This window comes from Cryobacterium sp. TMT1-2-1 (assembly GCF_004403955.1).
GTDB lineage: Bacteria > Actinomycetota > Actinomycetes > Actinomycetales > Microbacteriaceae > Cryobacterium > Cryobacterium psychrotolerans.
This window is the reverse complement of the sequence record NZ_SOHC01000015.1, coordinates 35,619-60,825: the sequence shown is the minus strand read 5'-3', so window position 1 is coordinate 60,825 and position 25,207 is coordinate 35,619. Positions and strand designations below refer to the sequence as shown.

The window sequence follows — 25,207 nt, the reverse complement described above, 5'->3', positions numbered from 1 at the left end:
GTTAGATCGGGGGCCGAGGACGGCCCTGCATAGCGGCCCAGACGCGGGCCGGGGTGCACGGCATGTCCATGTGCTGGATTCCGAAGGGCGCCAGCGCATCCACGACGGCGTTGACGATCGCGGGCGGAGAACCCACTGTGGCCGACTCGCCGATGCCCTTCGCGCCGATCGGGTGGTGCGGCGAGGGTGTCACGGTGAATCCCGTCTCCCAGTTCGGCACCTCCAGGGCCGTGGGGATGAGGTAGTCCATGAACGTCCCGCCGAGGTTGTTGCCCTCCGCGTCGAACTCGATGAACTGCATCAGCGCCATGCCCACGCCGTCGGTCAGACCGCCGTGCACCTGCCCTTCGATGATCATCGGGTTGATCCGCGTGCCGCAGTCGTCGACGGCGATGAAGCGCCGCACCTTGACGTGGCCGGTTCCCGGGTCGACGTCGACGACGCAGATGTACGCGCCGAACGGGAAGGTGAGGTTGGGCGGGTCGTAGGTGACCTCGGCGTCGAGGTTGCCGTCGATGCCCTCCGGCAGGGCGACGGTGCCGTGGGCGCCCATGGAGATTTCGGCGATGGTCTTCCCGGCGCTCGGGTCGCCCTTGACGAACCAGCGGCCCTTCTCCCACTCGAGGTCCTCCGGCCGGGTCTCGAGCATCGCGGCGGCGATGAACTTCGCCTTCTCCCTGACCTTGCGGGCGACGAGGGCAACGGCGGCGCCGCTGACCGGTGTGGACCGGCTGCCATAGGTGCCCAGGCCGAACGGCGTCTGGTCGGTGTCGCCGTGCACGACGTCGATGTCTTCCGGCGGAATGCCGAGCTCCTCAGCCACGATCTGGGCGAACGTCGTCTCATGGCCCTGGCCCTGGCTCTGCACGGAGATCCTGACGACGGCTTTGCCCGTAGGATGCACCCGCAGCTCGGCCCCGTCGTTCATTCCGAGGCCGACGATGTCCATGTGCTTGCGCGGTCCGGCGCCGACCGTCTCGGTGAAGAAGGAGATGCCGATGCCCATCAGCTCGCCGCGCACACGCTTCTCCTTCTGCTCTCGCCTGAGTTCGTCGTAGCCCGCCATGTCCATCGACTTGCGGAGCGCCGTCGCGTAATCGCCGGAGTCGTACTCCCAGCCCGTCTTGTTCTTGTACGGGAATTGCTCGGGCTTGATCAGATTCTTCAGCCGGAGTTCCGCGGGGTCCATCTCCAGCTTCCGGGCGAGGATGTCGACCATCCGTTCGACCAGGTACACCGCTTCGGTGACCCGGAAGGAACAGGCGTAGGCCACGCCGCCGGGCGCCTTGTTCGTGTACACGCCGGTCACCTTGCAGTGCGCGGCCTGCAGGTCGTAGCTGCCGGTGAAGATGTGGAAGAAGCCGGCCGGGTACTTTGTCGGCTGTGCCGTCGCGTTGAAGGCCCCGTGGTCGGCGAGCACGTTCGTTCGCAGCGCGAGGATCTTGCCGTCTTTCGTGGCCGCGATCTCGCCCTGCATGATGTAATCGCGGGCGAAGGATGTCGACATCAGGTTCTCCGACCGGTCCTCCATCCACTTGACCGGTTTGCCCGTCACGATCGACCCGACCACGGCGAGGATGTACCCCGGATAGATGCCGACCTTGTTGCCGAACCCCCCGCCGATGTCGGGTGAGACGATCCGGATCTTGTGCTCCGGGATCCCGGCCACGATCGCGAACAGGGTTCGGTGGGCGTGCGGAGCCTGCGAGGTTTCGTAGAGGGTCAGCGTGCCGTCGATCGGCTCGTAGTCCGCGACGGCACCGCAGGTTTCCATCGGCGCCGGGTGCACGCGCGGGTAGACCATCTCCTGCGACACGACGATGTCTGCCGATGCGAAGACGGCGTCGCACTCTGCCTTGTCGCCCGCCTCCCAGTCGAAGATGTGGTTGTCGGTCCGACCCTCGATCTCGTCGCGGATGACGGGCGCGCCGGGGTCGAGCGCCTTGCGGACATCCACGACCGGCGGCAGCACGTCGTAGTCGACCTCGATCAGTTCGAGCGCGTCGCGGGCTGAGTAGCGGTCGTCGGCGACGACGAAGGCGACCTCCTGGCCCTGGAAACGTACCTTGTCGGTGACGAGCACGGCCTGCACATCGGCGGAGAGGGTGGGCGCCCAGGCGAGCTTCAGCCCCAGCAGGTCCTGGCCGGTGATGACCGCCTTGACGCCGGGGTGGGCGAGAGCCTTGCTCGTGTCGATCGAGACCAGGCGGGCGTGCGCCACGGGGGCGCGCAGGATCGCGCCGTGCAGCATGCCGGGCAGCACGATGTCGTCGACGTAGTTGCCCTTGCCGCGGACGAACCGGGGGTCTTCCTTGCGCTGGAGACGGCCGTACCCGATCGGGCGGTCGGCGTCGCCGGCCGCCGGGTTGGCGGGGTGCTCTTCGATGATGGTCATGCGGTCACCTCTTCTCCGGTGGTCTCCTGCGCTGCGGGGTGTTCGGCGGCCCACTTCACTGAGCGCACGATGGTGGCGTATCCGGTGCACCGGCACATCTGGCCCGAGATCGCCTCGCGGATCTCGCCGTCGTCGGGGTGCGGATTCCGGTCGAGCAGGGCCCGGGCGGTGAGCATCATGCCCGGTGTGCAGAAACCGCACTGCAGGCCGTGTTCCTCCATGAACCCCTGCTGCACCGGGTCAAGCTTTGCCCCGGTGGCGAGGCCCTCGACGGTGGTGATCGCGTGCCCGTCGGCCATCGCCGCGAGCACGGTGCAGGATTTCACCGGCAGACCGTCCATCAGCACGACGCAGGTGCCGCAATTGCTGGTGTCGCAGCCCCAGTGTGTGCCGGTCAGACGCAGGACGTCGCGAATGAAGTGTACGAGCAGCACCCTCGGTTCGATCTCGCGGGTGATGTCTTCGCCGTTCACCGTCATGCTGATCTGCATGGGTTCAGCCTTCCTGGGTTGTCGTGTGCCGGACTTCGAGGGCGCGCGCGCAGGCGTGCCGCAGCACCCGTCGCGTGAGTTCGTCTGCGAGGTGCCGCTTGTAGTCGACCGGGCCGCGCTGGTCGGCGATCGGGTCGGATGCCGCGGCCGCAATCCGACCGGCCTCGATGAACAGACCCTCGGTCGGCTTCTTGCCGTGCAGCACGGCTTCGGCCTCCGTGATGGTCCGGTCGATACCGGCCGCCGTGAGCCCGATGGCGACGTCGTCGATCGTGCCGTCCTCAGCGAGTGAGACAGCGGCGCCGGCCGCAACGACGGCCCAGTCGCCGACCCGGCGTTCGACCTTTTCGTAGGCGCTTCCGGAGCGCGGGAGGATCGGAAAGCGAACCTCGACGAGGATCTCGTTCTGGGCGACGGCCGTCTCGTACGGCCCCCGGTGGAACTCGCTCATCGAGACCGTGCGCTCCCCGCCCGGGCCGCGGATGACCGCCTCGGCGCGCAGGACCACGCAGCAGGTAGACAGGTCCTCGGCCGGATCGGCCTGGCACAGCGAACCTCCGATGGTGCCGCGGTTGCGCACGATGGGATCCGCGATCACCCGCTCGGCGTCAGTGATGATCGGGAAAAGGCGGGCGATCTCGGGGGACTCCAGCAGCGTCGTGTGCCGGGTCATCGCCCCGACGCGCAGATAGTCGCCCTCGCGCAGGATGAAGTCGAGCTCGTACAGGTCGTTGATGTCGATGAGCCATTCGGGCCGAGCCAGCCGGAGTTTCATCATCGGCAACAGGCTGTGTCCGCCGGCGACCACCCGTGAGTCGGGATGGCGCTCCAGAAGCGCCAGGGCGTCGTTGACGGTGGTGGCGCGGGCGTAATCGAATGGGGCCGGAATCTGCACAAGGCTCTCCTCTTCGCGATGTGCCCCACCCACTGCACACGAAAGAGGGCACCGATGTGTCACACATACTGCTCCGGCGGCACCGGGGTGTCAAGAGCATCGGCGTGAGCGAACGGCAGCCACAACGGGCATAGAAAAAGGGCCGGATCTCTCGATCCGGCCCTTCTGAACTGTCTCAACCAGTTCCCGTTGATTGCCCGCACTTCTCAGTGTTGTCAATCTCCGTGCCCGAGGGGGGACTTGAACCCCCACGCCCTTACGGGCACTAGCACCTCAAGCTAGCGCGTCTGCCATTTCCGCCACCCGGGCAGGTGTTTCGGCAGCTGATTCGCATCGACTGCCGAGGAATAACTTAGCACGGATTCCCACCCCTCCTGATTCACCCGGCACCCATCGGATGCCGGTAGCGTGAGGGCCATGGCACCCTCAGTTGATAGCACCGTGGCCGACAACCGACTGGATCTGACGGCGGAGATCGCACGCGATCTCATCCGTCTCGACACCACGAACTACGGGGAGGGGCGCTCGAACGGCGAGACGGATGCCGCCGAATACGTCGAAGCCCGGCTGCTGGGCCTCGGGCTGGAACCGCAGGTGTTCGATTCGGCGCCCGGCCGCACGAGCGTCGTGGCCAGGGTCAAGGGCCGCGACAGCAGCAAGGGGGCCCTGGTGGTGCACGGCCACCTCGACGTGGTCCCGGCCGATCCGGCGAACTGGAGCGTGGATCCGTTCGGGGGCGTGATCAAGGACGGACTTCTCTGGGGACGCGGCGCCGTCGACATGAAGAACATGGACGCCATGATACTGGCGTCGCTCCAGGACATCCTCGGCGCCGGCAAGGAACCCGCCCGGGACCTCGTCGTCGCGTTCTTCGCCGACGAGGAGGCCGGGGGAGTGTTCGGCTCGCACTACCTGGTCGACACGCACCCGGAACTCTTCGCCGGCGCCACCGAGGCGATCAGCGAGGTCGGCGGCTACTCAATCACCCTCGGCGGCAAGCGGGCCTACCTGCTGCAGACGGGCGAGAAGGCCCTGATCTGGATCAAACTGGTCGCGCGAGGCCAGGCCGCGCACGGCTCGCGCCTCATCCATGACAACGCGATCACCCGCCTGGCCGAGGCCGTGGCGAAGGTCGGCCGGCGCGAATGGCCGATCCGGCTCACGAACACGACCACCCAGCTCCTCGGGGAACTCGCCCGCATCCTCGACGTCGACCCACAACGGGTCGGCCCGGACGAACTGGCCCTCGCCACGGGAACCGCCTCCGGGTTCATCCAGGCGAGCCTGCGCACCACGACGAACCCCACGCTGCTGCGGGCCGGCTACAAGCACAACGTGATCCCCGACCTGGCCGAGGCCTTCATCGACATCCGCTCGCTGCCCGGCGAAGAGGATGCGGTGCTCGCCGAGGTGGCCGAGCTGGTCGGCCCCGACATCGAGATCGTCATCATCCACCGGGACATCGGCCTCGAAACCGAGTTCAGCGGACCCCTCGTCGACGCGGTCGTCGCCACGCTGGGACAGCACGACCCCGGGGCACCCGTCCTGCCGTACCTTTTGTCCGGGGGGACCGACAACAAGGCGCTGAGCAAACTCGGAATCAAGGGTTACGGGTTCGCCCCGCTGAAGCTGCCGCCGGAGCTGGACTTCCCGGCGATGTTCCACGGGGTTGACGAACGGGTGCCGCTGGACGCATTAGTGTTTGGCAGGCGGGTTCTGACCGACCTGCTGTCGACCTACTAGCACCGGAGCACCAGCCACTTGGACTTCCTCAACGCCGTCATCCTGGGACTCGTCCAGGGTCTCACCGAGTTCCTCCCGGTGTCATCCAGCGCCCACATCCGCATCGTCGGCGAGTTCCTGGGCACCGGCGCCGACCCGGGCGCACGCTTCACGGCGATCACCCAGATCGGCACCGAGGCCGCTGTCGTGCTGTTCTTCTGGCGCGACATCGTGCGCATCATCGGGCAGTGGGGCCGGTCGCTCGTCGGAAAGGTGCCGCGCAGCGACCCGGACGCCCGTATGGGCTGGCTGATCATCCTCGGTTCGCTGCCGATCATCGTGCTCGGGCTGCTCTTCCAGGACCAGATCGAGACCTCGCTGCGGAACCTGTGGATCACCGCCACCGTGCTGATCGTCTTCGGCATCCTGCTCGGCATCGCCGACTATGTGGGCGCGAAGAAACGGCGCCTGAACGACCTCACCGTCGGCCACGGCGTGGTCTACGGATTCGCGCAGGCGCTGGCCCTCATCCCCGGCGTGTCGCGCTCCGGCGGCACGATCACCGCCGGGCTCTTCATGGGTTACGAGCGCGCTGCAGCCGCTCGCTACGCCTTCCTGCTGGCCATCCCGGCCGTTCTCGGCAGCGGCTTCTACCAGATGTACAAGTCGGTCGCGAAGCCGTGCGTCGAGTCCGCCGGCAACTGCACGCCGGAACTCTTCGGCCCGCTGGAGACCCTGGTCGCCACCGTCGTCGCATTCGGCGTGGCACTGGCCGTCATCGCCTTCTTCATGAACTACATCTCCAGGCACAGCTTCCTGCCGTTCGTGATCTACCGCATCCTGCTCGGCTCCGCTCTGTTCGTGCTGCTGGCCACGAACACGATCAGCGCCTAGTTAGGCTGGGAACCATGCGTGCATGGAAACGACCCGTCGTCCCTTCCGTCCCGGGTCACTCCGACGCACCGAGACTGCACGACACCGCCACCGGAAAGATCGTCGAGGCCCGACCGACGGATATCGCCCGACTCTACGTCTGCGGGATCACTCCGTACGACGCGACGCACATCGGCCACGCCGCCACGTACCTCGCCTTCGACACGCTGCAGCGGGCCTGGCTGGATGCCGGCTACCGCGTGCACTACGCGCAGAACATCACCGATGTGGATGATCCGCTCCTCGAGCGAGCCACAGCCACCGGCGTCAACTGGCGCGAACTGGCCGAATCCCAGGTCGAGCTCTTCCGAACCGACATGGAAGCGCTCGGCATCATCCCGCCCGACGACTACGTCGCCGTCACCGAGGTCATCGACGAAATCGCCGCCGCGGTCGACCAGCTCTGGGACGCCGGCCTGGCCTATCCGGTGGACACGAGCGACGCCCTGCCGGGTGCGTCGGGTGAACCCACGGCGGACATCTACTTCGACATCCGGCAGGCCGAGCGGCAGGCACCCTGGAAGCTGGGCGAGGAAAGCAACCTCGACCCGGCCACGATGCTCGCGTTGTTCGCAGAGCGCGGGGGAGACCCGGACCGTGCCGGCAAGCGCGACCCGCTGGATCCGCTGCTCTGGCGCGCGGCCCGCGCCGGGGAACCGGCCTGGCCGTCAAAGGCCGGGGCGGGCCGTCCGGGCTGGCACATCGAGTGTTCCGTCATCGCGCTGAAGGAGCTCGGCACAGACTTCACCGTGCAGGGCGGCGGCTCCGACCTCATCTTCCCGCACCACGACATGAGCGCCGGCCACGCGGCCGCGCTCTCCGGGCACCCGCTCGCCGGGGTATACAGCCACACCGGAATGGTCGCCTACCAGGGCGAGAAGATGAGCAAATCGCTCGGCAACCTCGTGCTCGTGTCCAGCCTCCGCCGAGCGGGCGTGGACCCGCGTGCCATCCGCCTGGCCCTCCTGGCCCACCACTACCGCGCGGACTGGGAGTGGACCGACGCCCAGGTGGGCGACGCCGAACGGCGCCTCGCGCGCTGGCAGGCCGCATTCGGAGCCCCGGCCGCGTCGGCGCCGGGGAGCGCCGCCGCGGTGGTCGCCCGGCTGCGGGCAGCCCTGACCGACGACCTGGACACGCCCCGGGCACTCGCCGTCGTGGACGCCGCGGCCGAGCATCCGCTGGACGACCCGGCGCTGCTCGTGCGCGCGATCGACGCGCTGCTCGGCGTCGCCCTCTGAACCCCCGCGAAACCGCCGTTGTGCGCGTTATGACGCCCGAATAACGCGCACAAGTGCGGTTTCGCGGGGACTAAGAGGGGGAAGTCGGGGGTCAGGGCGCGCGCGGCGCGTCCGGGCCCGGGCGGCCGTCGGCCCAGCCGCCCTGGCCGTCCCCGCGTTTGCGCAGGTAGCGTTCGAACTCCTGGGCGATCGCCTCGCCGCTGGCCTCCGGCGAGTCCACGGTGTCGCGGGCCTGCTCGAGCTGCGCGATGTACGCCGCCATCTCCTCGTCCTCCGCGGCGAGCGCGTCGATGCCGCTTTCCCACTCGGCCGCCTCGGCGACCAGGTGCCCGCGGGGGATGACGACGTCGATGATCTCCTCGAGCTTGTCGATGAGGGCCAGCATCGCCTTGGGGGAGGGGGCGTTGTGCACGTAGTGCGGGACGGACGCCCAGATCGACAACGTCGGGATGCCGACTTTCTCGGCGGCCTCCGCGAGAACGCTCAGGATCCCGACCGGGCCCTCGTAGTTGCTGCGTTCGATCTCCAGCTCGGCCCGCACCTCGGGGTTGTCGCTGGACACGAAGATCGAGATCGGCCGGGTGTGCGGGACATCGGCGAGCATCGCCCCGAGAAACACGATGGCGCTCACATCGGCGGCGAGGGCGGCGTCGAGGATTTCCGCCGCGAAGCCCTTCCAGCTCCGGGACGGCTCCGTGCCCAGCAGCAGGTAGATGTTGCCCGCGTTCGTGCCGCTGACCCGCAGCTGCGCGTCCTCGGCGAGCGGGGCGCCGGCGGCCCCGGGGGTTGTCGGGCCGAACATGATCGCGCTCGGCCATTCGATCAGGCGTCGGCCATCTTCGTTCGTGGCGATGGTCGGCCGATTGAACTGGTAGTCGAAGTACACCTCCGGATCGACCTGGGCGATTTCGGCAACGTCGAGCAACTCTTTCAGCGCGCGCACGGCACCGGTGGCCGCCTCGCCCGCGTCATTCCAGCCCTCGAACGCCACGACCAGAAGTCGAGCGCTGAGAAGCCCCTTGCCGTCTGTCACTGCGTGAGACCCCGATCATTACGGATGCTCCACTCGGAGAACCTCACTCAAGGATAGTCAGTGCCCTCTACACTTGAACCCCGTGAACCTGATCCCCGTAATTCCCCACATCCCGGCAGCGGTCCTCTGGGACATGGACGGAACCCTCGTCGACACCGAACCCTATTGGATGGTGGCCGAAACGGAACTGGTCGCGTCCTTCGGGGGGGAGTGGACGCACGCCGACTGCATGCTCATCATCGGGTCGGGGCTCTGGGCCTCGGCCGCCATCCTGCAGGACCGCGGCGTCGACATGGACGCCGACGCGATCGTGCACTGGCTGACCGACCGGGTGCAGGCCCAGCTCACCGAGCACGGCGTGCCCTGGCGTCCGGGAGCGCGGGAGCTCCTCGCGGAGTTGAAGGACGCCGGCATTCCGATGGCGCTGGTGACGATGTCGGTGGAACGGATGGCGCGCCAGGTCGCGGACCTCATCGACTTCGCTGCCTTCGACACCATCATCGCCGGCGACATGGTCACCCACGGCAAGCCCCACCCGGAGGCCTACCTTGCCGCAGCCGCCTACCTCGGTGTGAACCCCGAGCACTGTGTCGCCGTCGAGGACTCCATACCGGGCGTCACTGCCGCCGTCGCAGCCGGGGCCGTCGTCATCGGCGTGCCGCACCAGATCGACCTGCCGGAAAGCGTGCACTACACGCTCTGGCCGAGCCTGGCCGGGCGCACCGTGGCCGGCCTCACCGAACTCTTCGGCGAACGGCGGAGGGCCTTCGATCGAATCCACATACCGGTGCAGACCGGGACCACCACCAACGAGGGCGCAGCCACCGCATGAACGATAGTCAGGTCATCCAGAACAGCGGACCGTTCCGGGCCGGGGACCGAGTTCAGCTGACCGGGCCCAAGGGCAGGATGAACACGATCACCCTGGTTCCGGGCGAGGTCTTCCACACCCACCGCGGCATCCTGTCGCACGACGACATCATCGGCCTGCCGGACGGCTCGGTCGTGACCAACAACGTCGGCGTCGAGCACCTGGCCCTGCGCCCGCTGCTGAGCGACTTCGTCATGTCGATGCCGCGCGGCGCCGCCATCATCTATCCGAAGGACGCCGCGCAGATCCTCGCCCAGGCGGATATCTTCCCCGGCGCGACCGTGGTCGAGGCCGGCGTCGGATCCGGCGCGCTGTCCCTCTGGCTGCTCCGGGCGATCGGGCCGGCCGGCCGGCTCGCATCCTTCGAACGGCGAGGCGAGTTCGCGGATGTCGCCCGCGCCAACATCGCCACCTTCCTCGGCTCGGACCCCGCGAACTGGACGATCACCCTGGGCGACCTCGCCGAGGCGCTGCCGACCACCGTGGAGCCGCAGTCCGTCGACCGGGTCGTGCTGGACATGCTCGCCCCGTGGGAATGCCTGGGCGCCGTCTCGGACGCCCTCAAGCCCGGCGGAGTTCTGCTTTGCTACGTCGCCACCGTGACCCAGCTGTCCAGGGTGGCCGAAGCCATCCGCGGCTCCGGGCTGTACACGAATCCGGACTCCAACGAGACGATGATCAGGGGCTGGCATGTCGAGGGCCTGGCCGTGCGGCCCGACCACCGGATGATCGGCCACACCGGCTTCCTGATCACGGCCCGTCGACTGGCGCCGGACACCGTCCTGCCCGAGCTCAAGCGCCGCCCGTCCAAGACCGATTTCGCCGACGCGGACGTCGAGGCCTGGACCCCCGGGGCCCTGGGCGAACGCAGTGTCAGCCCGAAGGTCCTGCGCAAGCGCGTGCGGGCTGCCGGCACGGGTGCAGCACTTTCCAAGGCTCGCGACCTCGACGCCGGTTAGGATGGGCCCTTGCCCTCAACCCAAGCGGCAACCACCAACCACCCCAAGCACTGCGCAGCGGCCCATGCCGCCGTGCCCCCCGCAATACCGAGAAGAGGACTTGTGCGCAAAGCATTCGCATCGATTGCCACCGCCGGACTACTGATTGTCGCGCTGACCGCGTGCGCCCCCGGCACGAACGAAGCGGGCTGTGAAGCGCCCGTCAAGGAGGGTGCGGCCTCCAAGCTGGTCGAGGTCGACGGCAAGTTCGGCTCGAAGCCCAAGGTCGACTTCCCGACACCACTCAAGGCGAAGACCACCGAGCGCAGCGAGGTCATCGCCGGCGAGGGCAAGGGACTCGCCACGGGCCAGAAGGTCAAGATCGACCTCAGTGTCTACAACGGCACCACCGGCAAGGTCATCGAGGAAAGCAAGTACGACGGAACGACGCTGGCCGGCTTCGTGCTCAACGACAAGACCATCAAGGGTCTCTCCCAGGGCCTGAAGTGTGCCCAGGAGGGGTCGCGCCTGACGCTCGCCGTCGCCCCCAAGGACGCCTTCGGCCCCCAGGGCGGAAACGAGCAGATCGGCGTCAAGAAGAACGACACTCTCGTCTTCGTCCTCGATGTCGTCAAGGCCTACAAGACCCGCGCCGACGGTGACGCCCAGCCAGCCAAGGCAGGGATGCCCGCCGTCGTACTCGCCGACAACGGCGCGCCCGGCATCACCATTCCCGCCTCGAAGGCCCCGACCAAGCTCGAGATCAACGTGCTGAAGAAGGGCGACGGCAAGAAGGTCAAGGAGGGCGACCCGGTCACCGTGCACTACACGGGCGTGCTCTGGGACACCAAGAAGGTCTTCGACTCCAGCTGGAAGACCGGCGAACCCGCCGAGTTCGCTGCCGCCGACGGCTCCACGACCCAGGGCGGCGTCATTCCCGGGTTCGCCAAGGCACTTGTCGGCCAAACGGTCGGCTCGCAGGTCATCGCGGTCATCCCGCCCGACCAGGGCTACGGCGACCAGGCGTCTGACACCATCCCGGCCGGATCGACGCTCGTCTTCGTCGTCGACATCCTCGGCATCAAGTAACCCGGTCCCACCCGCAAAACCGCAGTTGTGCCGTTCCTAAGCTCGTTTTAGGCGGCACAACTGCGGTTTTGCGTGGCGCGGGCGAGTGACACGGTTAGAATCGCAGCGTGCCGTCCACCCCAGAGCAGACTCCCCGCATCACCGTTGAGGAACGACTGTTCAGCCTCGTCCTGGCGCTCATCGCGACCGAGATCGGCCTGACCAAGTCCGATATCCTGTCCACGGTGCAGGGCTACCGCCAGCGCTATCTGAGCGGGGGCGACACCGCCAACCTCGAGCGCCAGTTCGAACGCGACAAGGACGACATCCGCGAGCTGGGCATCCCGCTCGAGACCGTCGAGCCGCAGGATGACCCCGGCAACAACCATCTGCTGCGGTACCGGATCCCCAAGGGCCTCTACAACCTGCCCGCCGACGTGTCGTTCTCCCCGGACGAGTTGATGCTCCTCAAGCTCGCCGCCACCGTCTGGCGCGAGGGCTCCCTGTCGGCCGAGTCCCGGCGGGCGCTGACAAAACTCAATTCACTCGGCGTGGACTCGAGCGATCCCGTGCTCGGCTACGCCCCGCACCTGCGCGCCCGCGACGCGTCGTTCGCGCCGCTCAGCAAGGCCCTGGATCACGGCCAGGTCGTCGCCTTCCTCTACCTCAAGCCGGGGGAGAGTTCCCCGCGTCGGCGAAGGGTCGCCCCGCGCGCCATCGTGCTGCACGGCGGGCGGTGGCACCTCTACGGCACCGACCAGGAGGCTCGGGCCCCCCGCACCTTCCTGCTCTCGCGCATCGTCGGGCCCGTCGTGACCGTTCCCGGTGAGACCTTCATTCCCGACGGGGAGGGCTCCGGTCGGCAGGCGCTGGACGAACTCGACGCCCTCTGGGAGGCCAACGTCGCCGAGCTGGTGGTCGAACCCGGCAGCGACGCCGCCGTGCGACTCAGCAAACGCCACACCGGCGGGACCGGCCCGGGGACGATGGCAGCCCCGGACGCCGTGACCCCCGACGCGGGGACCCTGCACGCCGTGACCCTGCATTACACGGATATCGACATCCTCGCCGACGAACTGGCCGGTTACGGTCCGGAGGTGCTTGTGCGCTCACCGCTCGCGCTCCGCCAGGCCGTCCGCACACGCCTCGTCGGGGTGCGCGACGCGCACACCGGCACGACCCGGGGGAGCGCAGCATGACCGCACGCACGCCGGTCCTCGGGGCGTCGGACAAGCTCACTTTCCTGCTCTCGCTCATCCCGTACCTGATGGACCACGACAACGTCACCGTCACCGAGGCCGCCGGGCACTTCGGTGTTCCGCCGGAGCGCGTGCGCGACGCCGTCCGGCTCATCGCGGTGTCCGGCATTCCCGGCGAGACGCACCAGTACCTCGACGGGGACCTCTTCGACATCCACTGGGACGAGTTCGAGGACAACGACAGGATCGCGCTCACCCACCTCGTCGCCATCGACGATTCCCCCCGCTTCTCCGCACGGGAGGCGGCCGCCCTCATCGCCGGGCTCCAGTACCTCTCCTCACTGCCCGAGAACGCCGACCGGGACGCCGTCGCGTCGCTCATGGCCAAGCTCACCCGCGGCGCATCCGCCACCCCGACCCAGCTCGCGGTGTCGAGCCCCGATTCGGATGCCGCGATGACTGTGATCCAGGCGTCCGGGCGGGACGGCGTCCAGGTCGAATTCGACTATCTCAACGCCCGCGGCGAGAACGAACACCGGTTCGTCGATCCCTTGCGCCTGGAGTCCGTGGACAGCGACTGGTACCTGCGCGGCTGGTGCCACCTCCGGCAGGCTCCCCGCACCTTCCGGCTCGACCGGATGAGCGACCTGCGGGCAACGACGGAACCGGTCGGCTCGCACGACGCCGGCCTCGTGCTCTCGGACACGCTCTTCCAGGCTTCGGACGAGGACCTCTCGGTCGTCATCGAACTGCCTTCGTCGGCCCTGGCCCTCCTGGCCGACTACGCGCCGGATCGGGCGACGACTCCCGTTGGCGGCGATCGCGTGCGGACGACGCTTCGCGTTGCCCACTATCACGGCCTGAAACGACTCGTCGGGGGCCTTGCCGGACTCGTCACCGTGGTCGAACCGGCCGAGGCGCGGCAGGTCGTCGCCGAGTGGGCCGCGGCCGGCGCGGCCCGCTACGACGAGCCCACCGGCCGGGCCTAGCCCATGCCCTGGTGGTCGTGGGTGCTCATCTGGACCGGGCTCGGTCTGGCCCTGCTCGGCATGCTGGCCTGGTTCGGTTTCACGCTGTTCCGGAAGCTGATGAGAACCCTCCGCGCCCTCGAGGACCTCGGCGGGATGGTCGACCTGGATTCCGGCCCCGTCGAATCGGACGCCGTGAGGTTCACCCCGGCCGTCTTCCGCAGCCACCAGGAGTTGTCCGACGCGGCCCAGCTCCAGCGCGCCGCCGCGGAACGCCGCCGGCAGCTGCGTCGGGATCGGTTGGTTCAGCGGAGTAAACTAGTGACACAAACCGCCCTGACCCAGAGGACTGACCCTCATGCTTAACAACCTGACCGGATGGCATTTCCTGATCATCCTCGTCGTCGTTCTGCTCCTGTTCGGCGCGCCCAAGCTGCCGGGTCTGGCCCGCAGCCTCGGCCAGTCGATGAAGATCTTCAAGAGCGAGATCAAAAGCGACGCTGTCGATGACGAGGCCGGCAAGTCCGGCGACGAGACGTCGAAGGCCGCCGGATCGGCCGATCCCACGACGAAGTCGTAACCCTTGGCCGTGCGCACCTCGCGGCGTGCGGGCAGCGAAGGGAAGATGTCGCTCGGGCAACATCTGCTGGAACTCCGCAAGCGTCTCTTCCTGGCGGCCGCCGGCATCCTTGTCGGTGCGGTCATTGGCTGGATCCTGTCCGACTACGTCTGGGACGCCCTGCGCGAGCCGATCTACGCGATCATCCAGGCGCAACATCGGAACGCCCAGATCAACTACCCCGACATCACCTCGGCCTTCGACCTGAAGCTCAAGATCTCGTTCTACGTCGGCCTGATCGTTTCCAGCCCGGTCTGGCTGTACCAGATCTTCGCCTTCCTCGTGCCCGGCCTGACGCGCAAGGAGAAGCAGTACACCTTCGGTTTCTTCTTCTCGGCGGTCCCGCTGTTCCTGGCCGGCTGCGCCGCGGGCTGGTATGTGCTCCCGAATGTGGTCGGGCTGATGACGAGCTTCGCGCCGTCCGAGGATGCGGCGTTCATCAACGCGCAGAACTACCTCGACTTCGTGCTCAAGCTCATGATCGCCATCGGGGTGGCGTTCGTACTTCCCGTCTTCCTCGTGCTGCTCAACCTGGCCGGCGTGATCACCGCCGAGTCGATCATCAAGTCCTGGCGCGTGGCCATCCTGGTCATCGTGCTGTTCACCGCTATCGCCACCCCGGCCGCCGATGTCGTGTCGATGTTCCTCCTCGCCATCCCGATGGTGGTGCTGTATTTCGCCGCCTACGGCATCGCCTACCTGCACGACCGCCGCGTCGCCCGGCGCACGTTGGCTTTCGAGCAGGAATTGGGACTTTAGGCTCACCGCATGACAACCATTCCCTCACCGGCCGAGCAGTACGCGGCCTCCCGGTCGCGGACGAGTCATCCGCGGCTGCAGGCCTTCCGGTCCGGCCTGCGCTTTGACCTCGACCCGTTCCAGCTCGCGTCCTGCGCGTCCCTCGAGGAGGGAAACAGCGTGCTCGTCGCCGCACCGACCGGCGCGGGCAAGACGATCGTGGCCGAGTTCGCGGTGTTCCTGGCGATGCAAGAGCCCCGGGCGAAGGTGTTCTACACCGCCCCGATGAAGGCCCTCAGTAACCAGAAGTTCCAGGAGCTCGTCGCCGAGTACGGCCCCGAATCCGTGGGCCTGCTCACCGGAGACACGAACGTCAACGCGCAGGCCCGGATCGTGGTGATGACCACCGAGGTGCTGCGCAATATGCTCTACGCCGACTCGGACCTGCTGACCAACCTCGCCTTCGTCATCATGGACGAGGTGCACTACCTCGCCGACCGATTCCGCGGCGCCGTCTGGGAGGAGGTCATCATCCACCTCCCGCAGAGTGTGCGGATGATCGCGCTGAGCGCGACCGTCTCCAACGCCGAGGAATTCGGCGACTGGCTGCAGGCCGTGCGCGGCGGAACGGATGTCATCGTCTCGGAGGAGCGTCCGGTCCCACTCGAGCAGCACGTGCTGGTCAAGAGCAAGATGATCGACCTTTTCGACAGCTCGGGACTCGGCCAGGACCACAGGGTCAACCCGGAACTCGTGCAGCTGGCACGGTCGGGCCAGCGGTCACTCGGCGATCGCTCCTCGTCCCGGCGGCGCGGCTCGGACCGGGGGAGTTACCTCGACCGGGCACAGGCAGACGCGGGGAGGATGGACCGCTCGGAAATCGTGCGGATGCTCGACGGCAAGCACCTGCTTCCCGCCATCTTCTTCATCTTCAGCCGGGTCGGCTGCGACCAGGCCGTGCGCCAGGTCCTGCGCGCGGGTGTACGCCTTACCGACGCCCGCGAGCGTGAGGAGATCCGCCGGATCGTCGACGAACGCTGTCGCACCCTGCTCGACGAGGACCTCGGCGTCCTCGGCTATTTCGAGTGGCTCGACGGCCTCGAACGGGGCGTCGCGGCGCACCACGCCGGCCTCCTGCCCGCGTTCAAGGAGGTCGTCGAGGAGCTGTTCCAGAAGAAGCTCGTGAAGGCCGTGTTCGCCACAGAGACCCTGGCCCTCGGCATCAACATGCCGGCCAGGACCGTCGTGCTCGACAAACTCGAGAAGTTCAACGGCGAGGCGAGGGTGCCGATCACGCCGGGGGAGTACACGCAGCTCACCGGACGGGCCGGCCGCCGGGGAATCGACGTCGAGGGGCATTCCGTGATCCAGTGGGCGCAGGGGCTCGACCCGCAGGCGGTCGCCTCGCTCGCCTCCCGGCGCACATATCCGCTCAACTCCAGCTTCAAACCGACCTACAACATGGCCGTCAACCTGATCGACCAGTTCGGGCGGGAGCGCACCCGCGAGGTGCTCGAATCCTCCTTCGCCCAGTTCCAGGCCGACCGGGCGGTCGTCGACCTGGCCCGCAAGGTGCGGCAGCAGGAGGAGTCTCTCGCCGGCTTCGCCACGTCGATGACCTGCCACCTCGGCGATTTCGCGGACTACTCGTCCATTCGCCGCAGCCTGACCGCGCTGGAGCGCGGGGGCGACGGGGTCGAGCATGCGTCGCGCGGGGAACGCGAACGCCGCCAGCGCGAGCTCCAGAGCCTGCGTAAGCGCCTGAAGGCGCATTCCTGCCACAACTGCCCCGAGCGCGAACAGCACGCCCGCTGGGCCGAACGGTGGTGGAAACTCACGCGAGAAACGGATGTCCTCAGCCGGCAGATCTCATCGCGGACCGGCGCCATCGCCAGGATCTTCGACCGGGTCACCGATGTGCTGCTCGGCTACGGCTACCTGGAGAACGACGAGGCTGGGGCCGTGCGGCTCAGCGAGAGCGGGCGCATCCTGCGGCGCATCTACGCGGACCGTGACCTGCTCGTCGCCGAGGCCCTGCGCCAGGGTATCTGGTCCGAGCTCGACCCGGCCGGCCTGGCCGCGATGGCCTGCGCGCTGGTGTTCGAACCAAGACGCGAGGAGGGCCTGATCAATGAGCGCTATCTCCCCAGGGGAACCTTCATGCCGGCCCTGGACCGCACTCACGAGCTGTGGAGCCGCCTGGACGATCTCGAACGCGACAACAAGCTGCCCGGCAGCAACCCCCTGGCACTCGGCCTCAGCCTGGCCATGTGGAAATGGGCTCGGGGCGGTGCCCTGACCGACGTCCTCGCCGAGGCGGAGATGGCGGCGGGGGACTTCGTGCGCTGGACCAAACAGACCATCGATCTGCTCGACCAGCTCTCGGTCGTCGCCGACGACCCGGTCGGCCGCACCGCCCGCCAGGCCATGGACGCCGTGCGCCGCGGCATCGTGGCCTACTCGTCCGTCGCTTAGGCTGGTGACGTGATGGAGGGCACCGAACGTTCATTGCGCCTGCCGCTGTGGGCGTCCCTCATCGTGGCCGCGGGCGCCGGCGCCATCCTCGACTCCGCCTTCCCCGATCGTGGCTGGTGGTTCCTCGCTCCGCTCGCCGTTGGTCTGATGCTCGTCGCCCTGCTCGGGCGCGGACCATGGACGGGCCTCCTGGTCGGCATGGTTGCGGGGCTGTCCTTCTGGCTGATCCACATTTCCTGGCTCACTCTCTACCTCGGACCGGTGCCGTGGCTCGCCCTCGCCGTCCTGCAGGCGCTGTTCTTCGGAGTCGGCCTGGCGCTGATCGCCTTCGTCCTGCGCGTCGGCCCCGTGGTCTGGCCGACACCGCTGGGCCGTTTGGGCATGGTCCCCGTGGTCGTGGCGGGGATCTGGACGGCGCAGGAAGCGCTCTCGGCCGTGTGGCCGTACGGTGGTTTCGCCTGGGGGCGGGTGGCCCTCTCCCAGTCGGAGAGCCCATTCAATTCCCTGGCCGCCTGGGTCGGCCTGTCGGGCCTGAGCTTCCTGCTCGTCTGGCTCAGCGCGCTGTGCGTGCAGCTGCTGCGCGAGGCGGAGGTGGGCCGGGGCTTCCGCTCGGGCATCGCCGTCGGCGCGGTTGCCCTCCTGCTCGCGATTCCGGCCTGGCCCTCGGTGGAGACCGGGACGACCCGGCTTGCCGCGGTCCAGGGCGCGTCGGACGCTGGACTGTTCGCGAGGTTCTCGCCGGGCCAGATCCTGGACGACCACGTCGCGGAGACCCTGCCGTTGATCGGCGAGGAGGTCGACTTCGTGGTCTGGCCCGAGAACGCCAGCGACATCGATCCGACCCGATCGGATGACGCCGCCCGGGTCGCCGACGCCATCAGCCGAGAGATGGACGCCCCGCTCATCACCGGCACCATCACCCGCCGCGATGACGGTACCTACTACAACAGTTCCCTGCTCTGGAAGGCCGGCGAAGGCGCCGTCGCCGTCTATGACAAGGTGCACCCGGTGCCCTTCGCCGAGTACATGCCGGATCGGGACTTCTGGCGCCCGTTCGCCCCGGAACTGATCGACCTGGTCTCTCGCGACTACGGCATCGGCACCCAGAGCAACGTGTTCGATATCGACGGCCTTCAGGCCGGCATCGCGATCTGCTTCGACATCGCGGACGACCAGCTTGTGCACGAGATGATCGACCAGGATGCCCAGATCATCCTGGCGCAGACGAACAACGCCGACTTCGGCCGCACCGATGAAAGCGTTCAGCAACTGGCAATCGCCCGGCTCCGGGCGATCGAGGCCGGCCGGACGGTCGTGAACATTTCCACGGTCGGGTCCAGTGCCATCATCGCCCCGGACGGGCAGACGATCGACAGCATTCCGACCTGGCAGCCAGGGTCGATGGTGCAGACCGTGCCGCTCAGCGACACCATCACGCCGGCCATGGCGTTCGGACGCCAGATCGAATGGTTCGTCACCGGACTCGGCCTTATCGGCCTGATGATGTGCTTCGGGGGAGTGGTGACGAGCCGTCCCTCACCCGCTCGCGGACGGTCTGTTGGGAGCAAGCGTCAGATGACTACCGTGCCTTAGGCACCGATCTTGTGCGAGCCGCGGCGCTCACGAAGAACCGTGAGTCGTTCCTCGAGGAGTTCTTCGAGTTCGGGACGGGTGCGCCGTTCCAGGAGCATGTCCCAGTGGGTACGAGCGACCTTCTCATCAGAGTGGTCGACGACAACAGGCTTGGAATCCACCAGCCGGGTCGCCGTCTGCGAGCAGAACCGGCACTCCCACTCGTCGGGAGCCTCTGCGTCGGCCGAAAAAACCATCACCGTTTCGCGATCGCACGTTGCACACCGGTACGTGTGACTGACTCGGGGTGAAAACGTGACACCCTCTTCGCTCTGAAGACTTTGGGCGCCCAACCTCATACCACGCAAACTGCGATCCGCCATCGTGTTTCTCCTCTCGATGCACTCTCAGGTATAAACCATGAAGCTGAACGTTATCTTTCCGTTATGCGCGTTCTCACGGTCATTTCTCAGGCTCGGGCGGCGATGACGGCGACCGCCAGGTCACACCGGTCGGTGACGATGCCGTCCACGCCCAGATCGAGCAGCCGGCTCATCGCGGCGGGATCGTTCACGGTCCAGACGTGCACCTCGACATCGGCGGCGTGCATGACTCGGATGAAGCGCGGCGTGACCACCCGCACGCGGCCGTAGCGCTCGGGGACCTGGACCGCTGCGAACCCCCGCAACACCCGCCGGGCGGACCAGGTGAGGCCGATCCGGGAAGACAGCAGGGCCTTGATCAGCACGGAGGGTGACGCGGATGTCGCCACGCCGGGGAGAAGCCCCACGACGCTCCGGCGACGGGACTCGGAAAACGACGTGATCAGCACCCGGGCGCTCGCGCGGGCATCCCGGATCGCCCCCGCGGTGGGCTCCACCGCTCCCGCCACCTTCACATCAATGTTGAATCGGGCCTCGGGGAATGCGCTGAGCGCTTCGGACAGCGACACGAACGACTGGCCGGCGCCCAGGTCGACCCGACTGAGCTCCGCCATCGTCAGCTGGTCGACGCGCGCCGTGCTCCCGGCCACACGGGCCAGGTCGGGGTCATGGCTGAGCACGGCGACCCCGTCGAGCGACACGTGCACATCCGTCTCCAGGTGCGTGGCGCCGCTGGAGAGGGCCTTGAGGAAGGCCAGCAGCGTGTTCTCCGGCGCCTCCAGGCTCAGCCCCCGGTGCGCGAAGACGCGAGGCACCGGCGGCAGGAGGAACTGCGACGCTTGCTCGGCCGGCATGGCGCTTCGCTACTCCGACGTGTGGGCAGGCCCGCCGTGCGAACCGGGAACGGCGTTCTGGCCGAACGCGCGGCCGATGCCCTTCATGGCCTCGGTGAGTTCGCTCGGTACGATCCACAGCTTGTTCGCGCTGCCCTCGGCCAGCTTGGGGAGGGTCTGGAGGTACTGGTAGGCCAGGAGCTTCGGGTCCGGATCGCCGTCGTGGATGGCCTTGAACACGATCTGGATGGCTTCGGCCTCGCCCTGGGCGCGGAGCACCGCGGCCTGGGCCTGGCCCTCGGCCTGGAGGATCGCGGCCTGGCGCGCGCCCTCGGCGGTCAGGATCGCCGACTGCTTTGTGCCCTCGGCGGTGAGGATCAGCGCGCGGCGGTCGCGCTCGGCGCGCATCTGCTTCTCCATCGAGTCCTGGATCGAGTGGGGCGGGTCGATGGCCTTGAGCTCGACGCGGCCGACCCGGATGCCCCACTTGCCGGTTGCCTCGTCGAGCACGATGCGCAGCTGGCCGTTGATGTTGTCCCGGCTGGTCAGCGCCTCTTCGAGGTTGAGTCCGCCGACCACGTTGCGCAGGGTGGTCGTGGTGAGCTGCTCAACGGCACCGAGGTAGTTGGCGATCTCATAGGTTGCGGCCCGGGCATCCGTTACCTGGAAATAGACGACCGTGTCGATCGACACGACCAGATTGTCCTCCGTGATCACGGGCTGCGGAGGAAAGGAGACGACCTGTTCGCGCATGTCGAGGAGCGGCCGCACGCGGTCGATGAACGGCACGAGGATGTTCAGCCCGGGGAGGAGGGTCTTGTGGTACTTCCCGAGGCGCTCGACGACTCCGGCGTTGGCCTGCGGAATGATCTTGATGGCCCGCGCGAGCACCACGATGACGAACACCCCGATCACGACCAGGAGGGCGATGACGAAGATCTGCCCGATGAATTCTCCAGGATTGAGCATTACGCGGTGTTCCTTTCCGAGGGGGTGACGACGGCGGTGGAGCCTTCGATCGCGGCGACGTGGACCTCGTCGCCGGGTTCGAGTGCCCCGTGACCGGTGCCGGGGGAGAGTCGTGCGGTCCAGGTCTCACCGTTGGCCAGCTTCACCAGCCCGCCGGTATCCCCGCCGACGGTGGACACCACCCGGCCGCTCAGTCCGATCAGCGCGGCGACGTTGGTCGGGGTGGGATCGGCCCCCTTCGCCATCACGCGCAGGAGCAGCGGGCGAATGGTCAGCAGCAGCAGGACCGAGAGCACTGCGGCGACCAGGATCTGAAGCCACCAGACGGCACCGAGCAGGTTCGCGCCGAGGCCGGCGAGGCTGCCGGCGGCGATCATCAGGAAGGTGAACTCGAGGGACAGCAGCTCGATGATCACGCAGATCAGGATGAAGACCAGCCAGATAATCCACAGGTATTGCGTCAGATCGGGCATCCCGCCCCCCTCGCGTGTCGGTACATCTCAGAAGCTATCATCCCGGGTCCGGGCGCCGAGTCATGTTGCTAGGGTTGTTTTTCGTGAGCATCCCTTCGAACAATCCCCTCGCACCCGGTTCCCTCACCGGCAAGCGCGTCCTCGTCACCGGTTCCTCCCGCGGAATCGGAGCTGACACCGTCGGATACTTCGCGGAGGCCGGCGCCGACGTCGTGATCAACTTCCGCAACAAGGAGGCACGGGCGAAGAAGCTCGCCGACGCCATCCGCGCGGCCGGCGGCACGGCCATGACCGTTGGCGCCGACCTGACCGACCCGGATTCCGTCGCCGCCATGTTCGATTCGATCCGCGCGGAACTCGGCGGCCTGGACATTCTCGTGATGAACGCCTCCGGTGGCATGGAAAGCGGCATGGCCGCCGACTACGCCATGCAGCTCAACCGGGACGCGCAGGTCGACCTGCTGCGCCGAGCCATCCCACTGCTCGGGCCGGGCTCCCGCGTGGTGTTCGTGACCAGCCACCAGGCCCACTTCATCGAGACGACGGCGACGATGCCCGAGTACGAACCGGTGGCCCGCAGCAAGCGCGCCGGCGAGGACGCCCTGCGCGCCCTCATCCCGGAACTGCAGGCAGCCGGCATCGGATTCGTCGTGGTGTCCGGGGACATGATCGAGGGCACGATCACGGCCACCCTGCTCGAACGAGCCAACCCGGGTGCGATCAGCGCCCGGAAGGACGCCGCCGGCCGGTTGTACAACGTGAGCGAATTCGCCGCGGAGATCGCCCTGGCCGCGGTCGAGCCGGTACCGGAGAACAATACGCGCTACGTTGGCGACACCACCGACTTCAACGGCGGCTAAAAGGAGCGATGGATGAAGGCGCCCGACCTCCCTCTTGTGTCGACGGTTTCACGGCCCACCATCCACCCCGACGGCAGCCGGGCAGTCTTCTCGCTGGTGCGCCCTGATTTCACTGCCGACGACTACCTCGGCCAGCTCTGGACGGTCGCCCTGACCGGCAAGCCCTCTCCGCGCCGAGTAACGCGGGGCCACCGCGACACAGCCCCGCGCTTCTCACCGGATGGACGCCTCCTCGGCTTCCTCCGCGCTTCCCCCGACGGTCCCGCTCAACTGCACGTTGTTGACGCCGCCGGGGGAGAGCCCGTCCAGGTGACAAACGCGCCCCTCGGCGTCACCGACTACCGCTGGCGCCCCGATTCCCGGGTCCTGGGTTTCGTCGCCCGCGTGCCTGAACCCGGCCGCTACGGCACCGTGCCCGGGATCGATCCTGGTTCCGAACCCCCGCGCCGGATCACGACCCTGCGCTACCAGTCGAACGGTGTCGGTTTCACGGTCGACCAGCGCGCCCACCTGTTCCTGGTCGACGTGCCTGACGTCTGGGCCGAGCCGCCGGCGGCCCCGGCGCCCTCGCCGGGCGACGAACCGGCCGGCCTGGCCGGGGGCGACGGCGTGCCGCTCGGTTTGCCGCAGGCGCGCCAGGTCACGGCCGGTGATTTCGACCATTCCGGCCTGGCCTTCGCCCCCGACGGCACGAAGCTTCTCACCATTTCCGCCCGCCACGAGGGCCGGGACCGCGACCTCGCTACCGAGCTGGTCGAACTCCTGCTCGACCCGGCGGGCGCGTCGCCCCGCGTGCCGGAGCGGATCGCCGTCGGGGCGGAGGCCGGCCTTCACATCGGCCAGGTCGCCTGGGCGGTCGACGGCACCATTTACGCGCTGGCCGAGGCCGTGGGAGAGAGCGGGCGGGACTTCGTTGCCCGCACCACCGGGCTCTATCGCATTCGCGGGGAGGAGGGACCGGTCCGGCTCACCGAGCCGGAAGAGATTGACCTCGACAACCAGGTGGAGCTGGGCATCACGACCGACGGGCTGGTGCTCGCGCACAGCAAATCGCGCGGCCGCGTGCAACTGGTCAGCGTATCGGCCGACGGCGTGGTCCTGCAGGTGACGGACAGCGCCGTGGTCGTGTCCGGGGTCGACACCGTGGGGGAGAACACCGTCTTCGCCTTCCAGGACGCGCTCACCGCCGGCGACCTCGCCCTGGCCGAGACCCCGCGGCTTCGGCGGCTCACCGATTTTTCCGTGCCCCTGCGCGAGACGGGAATGACGTCCGCGCGGGAACTCACCGTCACCGGCCGGGACGGTTATCCCGTGCACGGATGGGTGGTCGCGCCTTCCGGGCCCGGCCCGCACCCGGTGCTGCTCACCATCCACGGCGGCCCTTTCGCCCAGTACACGGTCGCGCTCCTCGACGAGGCCCAGGTCTGCGCGGATGCCGGCTACGCGGTCGTGATGTGCAACCCTCGCGGCTCATCCGGGTACGGCCACGCACACGGCCGGGCCATCCGGCAGAGCATGGGAGTCCTCGACCAGGCCGATGTGCTCGACTTCCTGGACGGCGCCCTGGCCGAGGACCCGTCGCTGGACCCGGACCGACTCGGCATCATGGGCGGCTCCTACGGCGGGTACCTGACCGCATGGACCATCGCGCACGATCACCGTTTCGCCGCCGCGATCGTCGAGCGCGGCTACCTCGACCCCGAGGCATTCGTGGGGACATCGGACATCGGGGATTCGTTCACCGATGAGTACGTGGGCACCGATCCGGACCTCGTGCGTGCGCAGAGCCCCCAGGCCTGCGTGGGAGCGGTCAGGACGCCCACCCTGGTCATGCACTCGGCGCTGGACCTGCGGTGCCCGCTGTCCCAGGCCGAACGGTACTATTCCGGGCTCAAACGCGGGGGAGTGCCCGCCGAACTCGTCATCTTCCCCGGCGAGAATCACGAGCTCAGCCGCGGGGGCAGCCCTCGGCACCGCCTTCACCGGTTCGACATCATCCTCGACTGGTGGGCCCGCCACCTGCCCACCGCGGAGAACCCGGGGGCCGTGAGCTGAACGGGCCCCTCCGGCCCTCGGTTCAGCGCGAGTCGCCGTGCGTGCGGGCGCGCTTGCCGAAGGTGAAGGCCTGGACCAGCTGGATGACGCCGGAGCCGACCAGGAAGGTTCCGCCGATCCAGACCAGCACGCCCAGCGACTCGATCGGCGTCAGGAGCAGGACGGTGCCGGCCACGATGGCGACAATTCCGAAGAGCCAGCCGAACCATCTGCTGGAGTCGTGGGACGTCTCGACGAGGCCGACAACGCCCTCGATGATCCAGGAGATCCCGATCACCATCGTGAGCAGGGCGAGCGAGCTGAGTGGGTTCCTGATCGCGATGATGCCGGCGATGGCCAGGAAAACTCCGAGCAGGATGCTGAGCACGCGGCCGCCGACACCCGCTCCGCCCGTGAAGATTCCCCGTGACAGGGCCCGTTGCCGCGACCGCGCCGACGCAGGAGAATCTGATGTACTGCTCGAAGCTGGTTGGATC

24 protein-coding genes and 1 tRNA gene are annotated in these 25,207 nt (G+C 68.0%); 15 read left to right on the top strand and 10 right to left on the bottom strand.

Going from position 1 to position 25,207, the window contains the following annotated elements; genetic code table 11:
- Position 1 precedes the first annotated feature (1 nt).
- The 4 genes from E3T33_RS01990 to E3T33_RS01975 all read right to left on the bottom strand — a co-directional run bounded on the left by E3T33_RS01990 (position 2) and on the right by E3T33_RS01975 (position 4,090).
- Positions 2–2,395, bottom strand: a complete 2,394-nt coding sequence (locus E3T33_RS01990; protein WP_134574623.1) for an aerobic carbon-monoxide dehydrogenase large subunit — start codon at positions 2,393–2,395, stop codon at positions 2–4.
- Entirely contained in the window at positions 2,392–2,886 is a 495-nt protein-coding gene (locus E3T33_RS01985; RefSeq protein WP_092321907.1) for a (2Fe-2S)-binding protein, read from the bottom strand. Before E3T33_RS01985 ends, E3T33_RS01990 begins: the two co-directional genes overlap by 4 nt.
- 4 nt (positions 2,887–2,890) lie before the next feature.
- On the bottom strand, positions 2,891–3,781 hold the full coding sequence (locus tag E3T33_RS01980) for a xanthine dehydrogenase family protein subunit M (protein WP_092321905.1): 891 nt from the start codon (positions 3,779–3,781) through the stop codon (positions 2,891–2,893).
- Between the two features lie 225 nt (positions 3,782–4,006).
- A tRNA-Leu gene (locus tag E3T33_RS01975) sits at positions 4,007–4,090 on the bottom strand.
- 108 nt (positions 4,091–4,198) lie between these two features.
- Here E3T33_RS01975 and E3T33_RS01970 point away from each other — a divergent pair.
- The 3 genes from E3T33_RS01970 to mshC are packed head-to-tail and all read left to right on the top strand — an operon-like array spanning position 4,199 to position 7,677.
- Positions 4,199–5,524, top strand: a complete 1,326-nt coding sequence (locus tag E3T33_RS01970) for a M20/M25/M40 family metallo-hydrolase (RefSeq protein WP_092321903.1) — start codon at positions 4,199–4,201, stop codon at positions 5,522–5,524.
- 18 nt (positions 5,525–5,542) lie between these two features.
- Positions 5,543–6,397: an undecaprenyl-diphosphate phosphatase gene (locus tag E3T33_RS01965; protein ID WP_092321901.1), complete on the top strand. Its 855-nt coding sequence runs from the start codon at positions 5,543–5,545 to the stop codon at positions 6,395–6,397.
- Positions 6,398–6,411: 14 nt separating this feature from the next.
- Positions 6,412–7,677, top strand: a complete 1,266-nt coding sequence (mshC, locus tag E3T33_RS01960; RefSeq protein WP_092321899.1) for a cysteine--1-D-myo-inosityl 2-amino-2-deoxy-alpha-D-glucopyranoside ligase — start codon at positions 6,412–6,414, stop codon at positions 7,675–7,677.
- A gap of 91 nt (positions 7,678–7,768) precedes the next feature.
- Here the strand turns inward: mshC and E3T33_RS01955 are convergent, their stop codons facing one another.
- On the bottom strand, positions 7,769–8,710 hold the full coding sequence (locus E3T33_RS01955) for a PAC2 family protein (protein WP_092321897.1): 942 nt from the start codon (positions 8,708–8,710) through the stop codon (positions 7,769–7,771).
- An 88-nt stretch (positions 8,711–8,798) separates the two neighbouring features.
- Here E3T33_RS01955 and E3T33_RS01950 point away from each other — a divergent pair, with 88 nt between their 5' ends.
- From E3T33_RS01950 to lnt, 10 genes are all read left to right on the top strand, one after another.
- Positions 8,799–9,542, top strand: a complete 744-nt coding sequence (locus tag E3T33_RS01950; RefSeq protein ID WP_277870617.1) for an HAD family phosphatase — start codon at positions 8,799–8,801, stop codon at positions 9,540–9,542.
- Positions 9,539–10,540 (top strand): tRNA (adenine-N1)-methyltransferase, encoded by a 1,002-nt coding sequence (locus tag E3T33_RS01945; protein ID WP_092321895.1) that lies wholly within the window; start codon positions 9,539–9,541, stop codon positions 10,538–10,540. The genes E3T33_RS01950 and E3T33_RS01945 overlap by 4 nt, the downstream gene beginning before the upstream one ends.
- Positions 10,541–10,642: 102 nt before the next feature.
- Positions 10,643–11,608: an FKBP-type peptidyl-prolyl cis-trans isomerase gene (locus E3T33_RS01940; protein WP_166784367.1), complete on the top strand. Its 966-nt coding sequence runs from the start codon at positions 10,643–10,645 to the stop codon at positions 11,606–11,608.
- Between the two features lie 107 nt (positions 11,609–11,715).
- Entirely contained in the window at positions 11,716–12,786 is a 1,071-nt protein-coding gene (locus E3T33_RS01935; RefSeq protein ID WP_134574622.1) for a WYL domain-containing protein, read from the top strand.
- Positions 12,783–13,775 carry a WYL domain-containing protein gene (locus tag E3T33_RS01930; RefSeq protein WP_092321889.1) on the top strand — a complete coding sequence of 331 codons (993 nt, stop codon included), beginning with the start codon at positions 12,783–12,785 and terminating at the stop codon, positions 13,773–13,775. The genes E3T33_RS01935 and E3T33_RS01930 overlap by 4 nt, the downstream gene beginning before the upstream one ends.
- A 3-nt stretch (positions 13,776–13,778) precedes the next feature.
- Positions 13,779–14,120: a hypothetical protein gene (locus E3T33_RS01925; RefSeq protein WP_134574621.1), complete on the top strand. Its 342-nt coding sequence runs from the start codon at positions 13,779–13,781 to the stop codon at positions 14,118–14,120.
- Positions 14,113–14,334 (top strand): Sec-independent protein translocase subunit TatA, encoded by a 222-nt coding sequence (gene tatA, locus E3T33_RS01920; protein WP_092321885.1) that lies wholly within the window; start codon positions 14,113–14,115, stop codon positions 14,332–14,334. Before E3T33_RS01925 ends, tatA begins: the two co-directional genes overlap by 8 nt.
- A 45-nt stretch (positions 14,335–14,379) precedes the next feature.
- Positions 14,380–15,132, top strand: coding sequence for a twin-arginine translocase subunit TatC (gene tatC, locus E3T33_RS01915; RefSeq protein WP_092321883.1), 753 nt, complete (start codon positions 14,380–14,382; stop codon positions 15,130–15,132).
- 9 nt (positions 15,133–15,141) lie between these two features.
- Positions 15,142–17,586 (top strand): DEAD/DEAH box helicase, encoded by a 2,445-nt coding sequence (locus E3T33_RS01910; protein WP_092321881.1) that lies wholly within the window; start codon positions 15,142–15,144, stop codon positions 17,584–17,586.
- A 12-nt stretch (positions 17,587–17,598) separates the two neighbouring features.
- On the top strand, positions 17,599–19,179 hold the full coding sequence (lnt, locus tag E3T33_RS01905; protein WP_134574630.1) for an apolipoprotein N-acyltransferase: 1,581 nt from the start codon (positions 17,599–17,601) through the stop codon (positions 19,177–19,179).
- On the opposite strand, the gene E3T33_RS01900 is transcribed toward lnt, so the two are convergent.
- The 4 genes from E3T33_RS01900 to E3T33_RS01885 form a co-directional block, all read right to left on the bottom strand.
- Positions 19,176–19,541 carry an RNA polymerase-binding protein RbpA gene (locus E3T33_RS01900; RefSeq protein ID WP_092321878.1) on the bottom strand — a complete coding sequence of 122 codons (366 nt, stop codon included), beginning with the start codon at positions 19,539–19,541 and terminating at the stop codon, positions 19,176–19,178. The genes lnt and E3T33_RS01900 overlap by 4 nt on opposite strands.
- 86 nt (positions 19,542–19,627) lie before the next feature.
- Complete coding sequence (locus E3T33_RS01895; RefSeq protein ID WP_092321877.1) at positions 19,628–20,395, bottom strand: glycerophosphodiester phosphodiesterase; 768 nt, start codon at positions 20,393–20,395, stop codon at positions 19,628–19,630.
- Between the two features lie 9 nt (positions 20,396–20,404).
- Positions 20,405–21,343, bottom strand: coding sequence for an SPFH domain-containing protein (locus tag E3T33_RS01890; protein WP_134574620.1), 939 nt, complete (start codon positions 21,341–21,343; stop codon positions 20,405–20,407).
- On the bottom strand, positions 21,343–21,816 hold the full coding sequence (locus E3T33_RS01885) for an NfeD family protein (RefSeq protein ID WP_092321874.1): 474 nt from the start codon (positions 21,814–21,816) through the stop codon (positions 21,343–21,345). The genes E3T33_RS01890 and E3T33_RS01885 overlap by 1 nt, the downstream gene beginning before the upstream one ends.
- Positions 21,817–21,878: 62 nt before the next feature.
- On the opposite strand from E3T33_RS01885, the gene E3T33_RS01880 reads away from it, so the two are divergent.
- A complete protein-coding gene (locus E3T33_RS01880; protein WP_134574619.1) occupies positions 21,879–22,676 on the top strand; it encodes an SDR family oxidoreductase in 798 nt (265 codons plus the stop codon).
- Positions 22,677–22,688: 12 nt separating this feature from the next.
- Positions 22,689–24,731, top strand: coding sequence for a S9 family peptidase (locus E3T33_RS01875; protein ID WP_134574618.1), 2,043 nt, complete (start codon positions 22,689–22,691; stop codon positions 24,729–24,731).
- A gap of 22 nt (positions 24,732–24,753) precedes the next feature.
- Here E3T33_RS01875 and E3T33_RS15125 read toward each other — a convergent pair whose 3' ends face one another.
- The gene (locus E3T33_RS15125; protein WP_166784366.1) at positions 24,754–25,098 is read right to left on the bottom strand and encodes a DUF308 domain-containing protein; all 345 of its coding nucleotides are present in this window, start codon (positions 25,096–25,098) and stop codon (positions 24,754–24,756) included.
- Between the last annotated feature and the right edge of the window lie 109 nt (positions 25,099–25,207).

Bases quoted from the DNA above. Each gene is read 5' to 3' on its own strand.
- E3T33_RS01925 (WP_134574621.1), top strand. From the start codon at position 13,779: ATGCCCTGGTGGTCGTGGGTGCTCATCTGGACCGGGCTCGGTCTGGCC.
- E3T33_RS01890 (WP_134574620.1), bottom strand. From the start codon at position 21,343: ATGCTCAATCCTGGAGAATTCATCGGGCAGATCTTCGTCATCGCCCTC.
- E3T33_RS01895 (WP_092321877.1), bottom strand. From the start codon at position 20,395: ATGCCGGCCGAGCAAGCGTCGCAGTTCCTCCTGCCGCCGGTGCCTCGC.
- lnt (WP_134574630.1), top strand. From the start codon at position 17,599: ATGGAGGGCACCGAACGTTCATTGCGCCTGCCGCTGTGGGCGTCCCTC.
- tatC (WP_092321883.1), top strand. From the start codon at position 14,380: ATGTCGCTCGGGCAACATCTGCTGGAACTCCGCAAGCGTCTCTTCCTG.
- E3T33_RS01930 (WP_092321889.1), top strand. From the start codon at position 12,783: ATGACCGCACGCACGCCGGTCCTCGGGGCGTCGGACAAGCTCACTTTC.
- E3T33_RS01970 (WP_092321903.1), top strand. From the start codon at position 4,199: ATGGCACCCTCAGTTGATAGCACCGTGGCCGACAACCGACTGGATCTG.
- mshC (WP_092321899.1), top strand. From the start codon at position 6,412: ATGCGTGCATGGAAACGACCCGTCGTCCCTTCCGTCCCGGGTCACTCC.
- tatA (WP_092321885.1), top strand. From the start codon at position 14,113: ATGCTTAACAACCTGACCGGATGGCATTTCCTGATCATCCTCGTCGTC.
- E3T33_RS01990 (WP_134574623.1), bottom strand. From the start codon at position 2,395: ATGACCATCATCGAAGAGCACCCCGCCAACCCGGCGGCCGGCGACGCC.
- E3T33_RS01885 (WP_092321874.1), bottom strand. From the start codon at position 21,816: ATGCCCGATCTGACGCAATACCTGTGGATTATCTGGCTGGTCTTCATC.
- E3T33_RS01985 (WP_092321907.1), bottom strand. From the start codon at position 2,886: ATGCAGATCAGCATGACGGTGAACGGCGAAGACATCACCCGCGAGATC.
- E3T33_RS01910 (WP_092321881.1), top strand. From the start codon at position 15,142: ATGACAACCATTCCCTCACCGGCCGAGCAGTACGCGGCCTCCCGGTCG.
- E3T33_RS01880 (WP_134574619.1), top strand. From the start codon at position 21,879: ATGTTGCTAGGGTTGTTTTTCGTGAGCATCCCTTCGAACAATCCCCTC.
- E3T33_RS01875 (WP_134574618.1), top strand. From the start codon at position 22,689: ATGAAGGCGCCCGACCTCCCTCTTGTGTCGACGGTTTCACGGCCCACC.
- E3T33_RS01900 (WP_092321878.1), bottom strand. From the start codon at position 19,541: ATGGCGGATCGCAGTTTGCGTGGTATGAGGTTGGGCGCCCAAAGTCTT.
- E3T33_RS01945 (WP_092321895.1), top strand. From the start codon at position 9,539: ATGAACGATAGTCAGGTCATCCAGAACAGCGGACCGTTCCGGGCCGGG.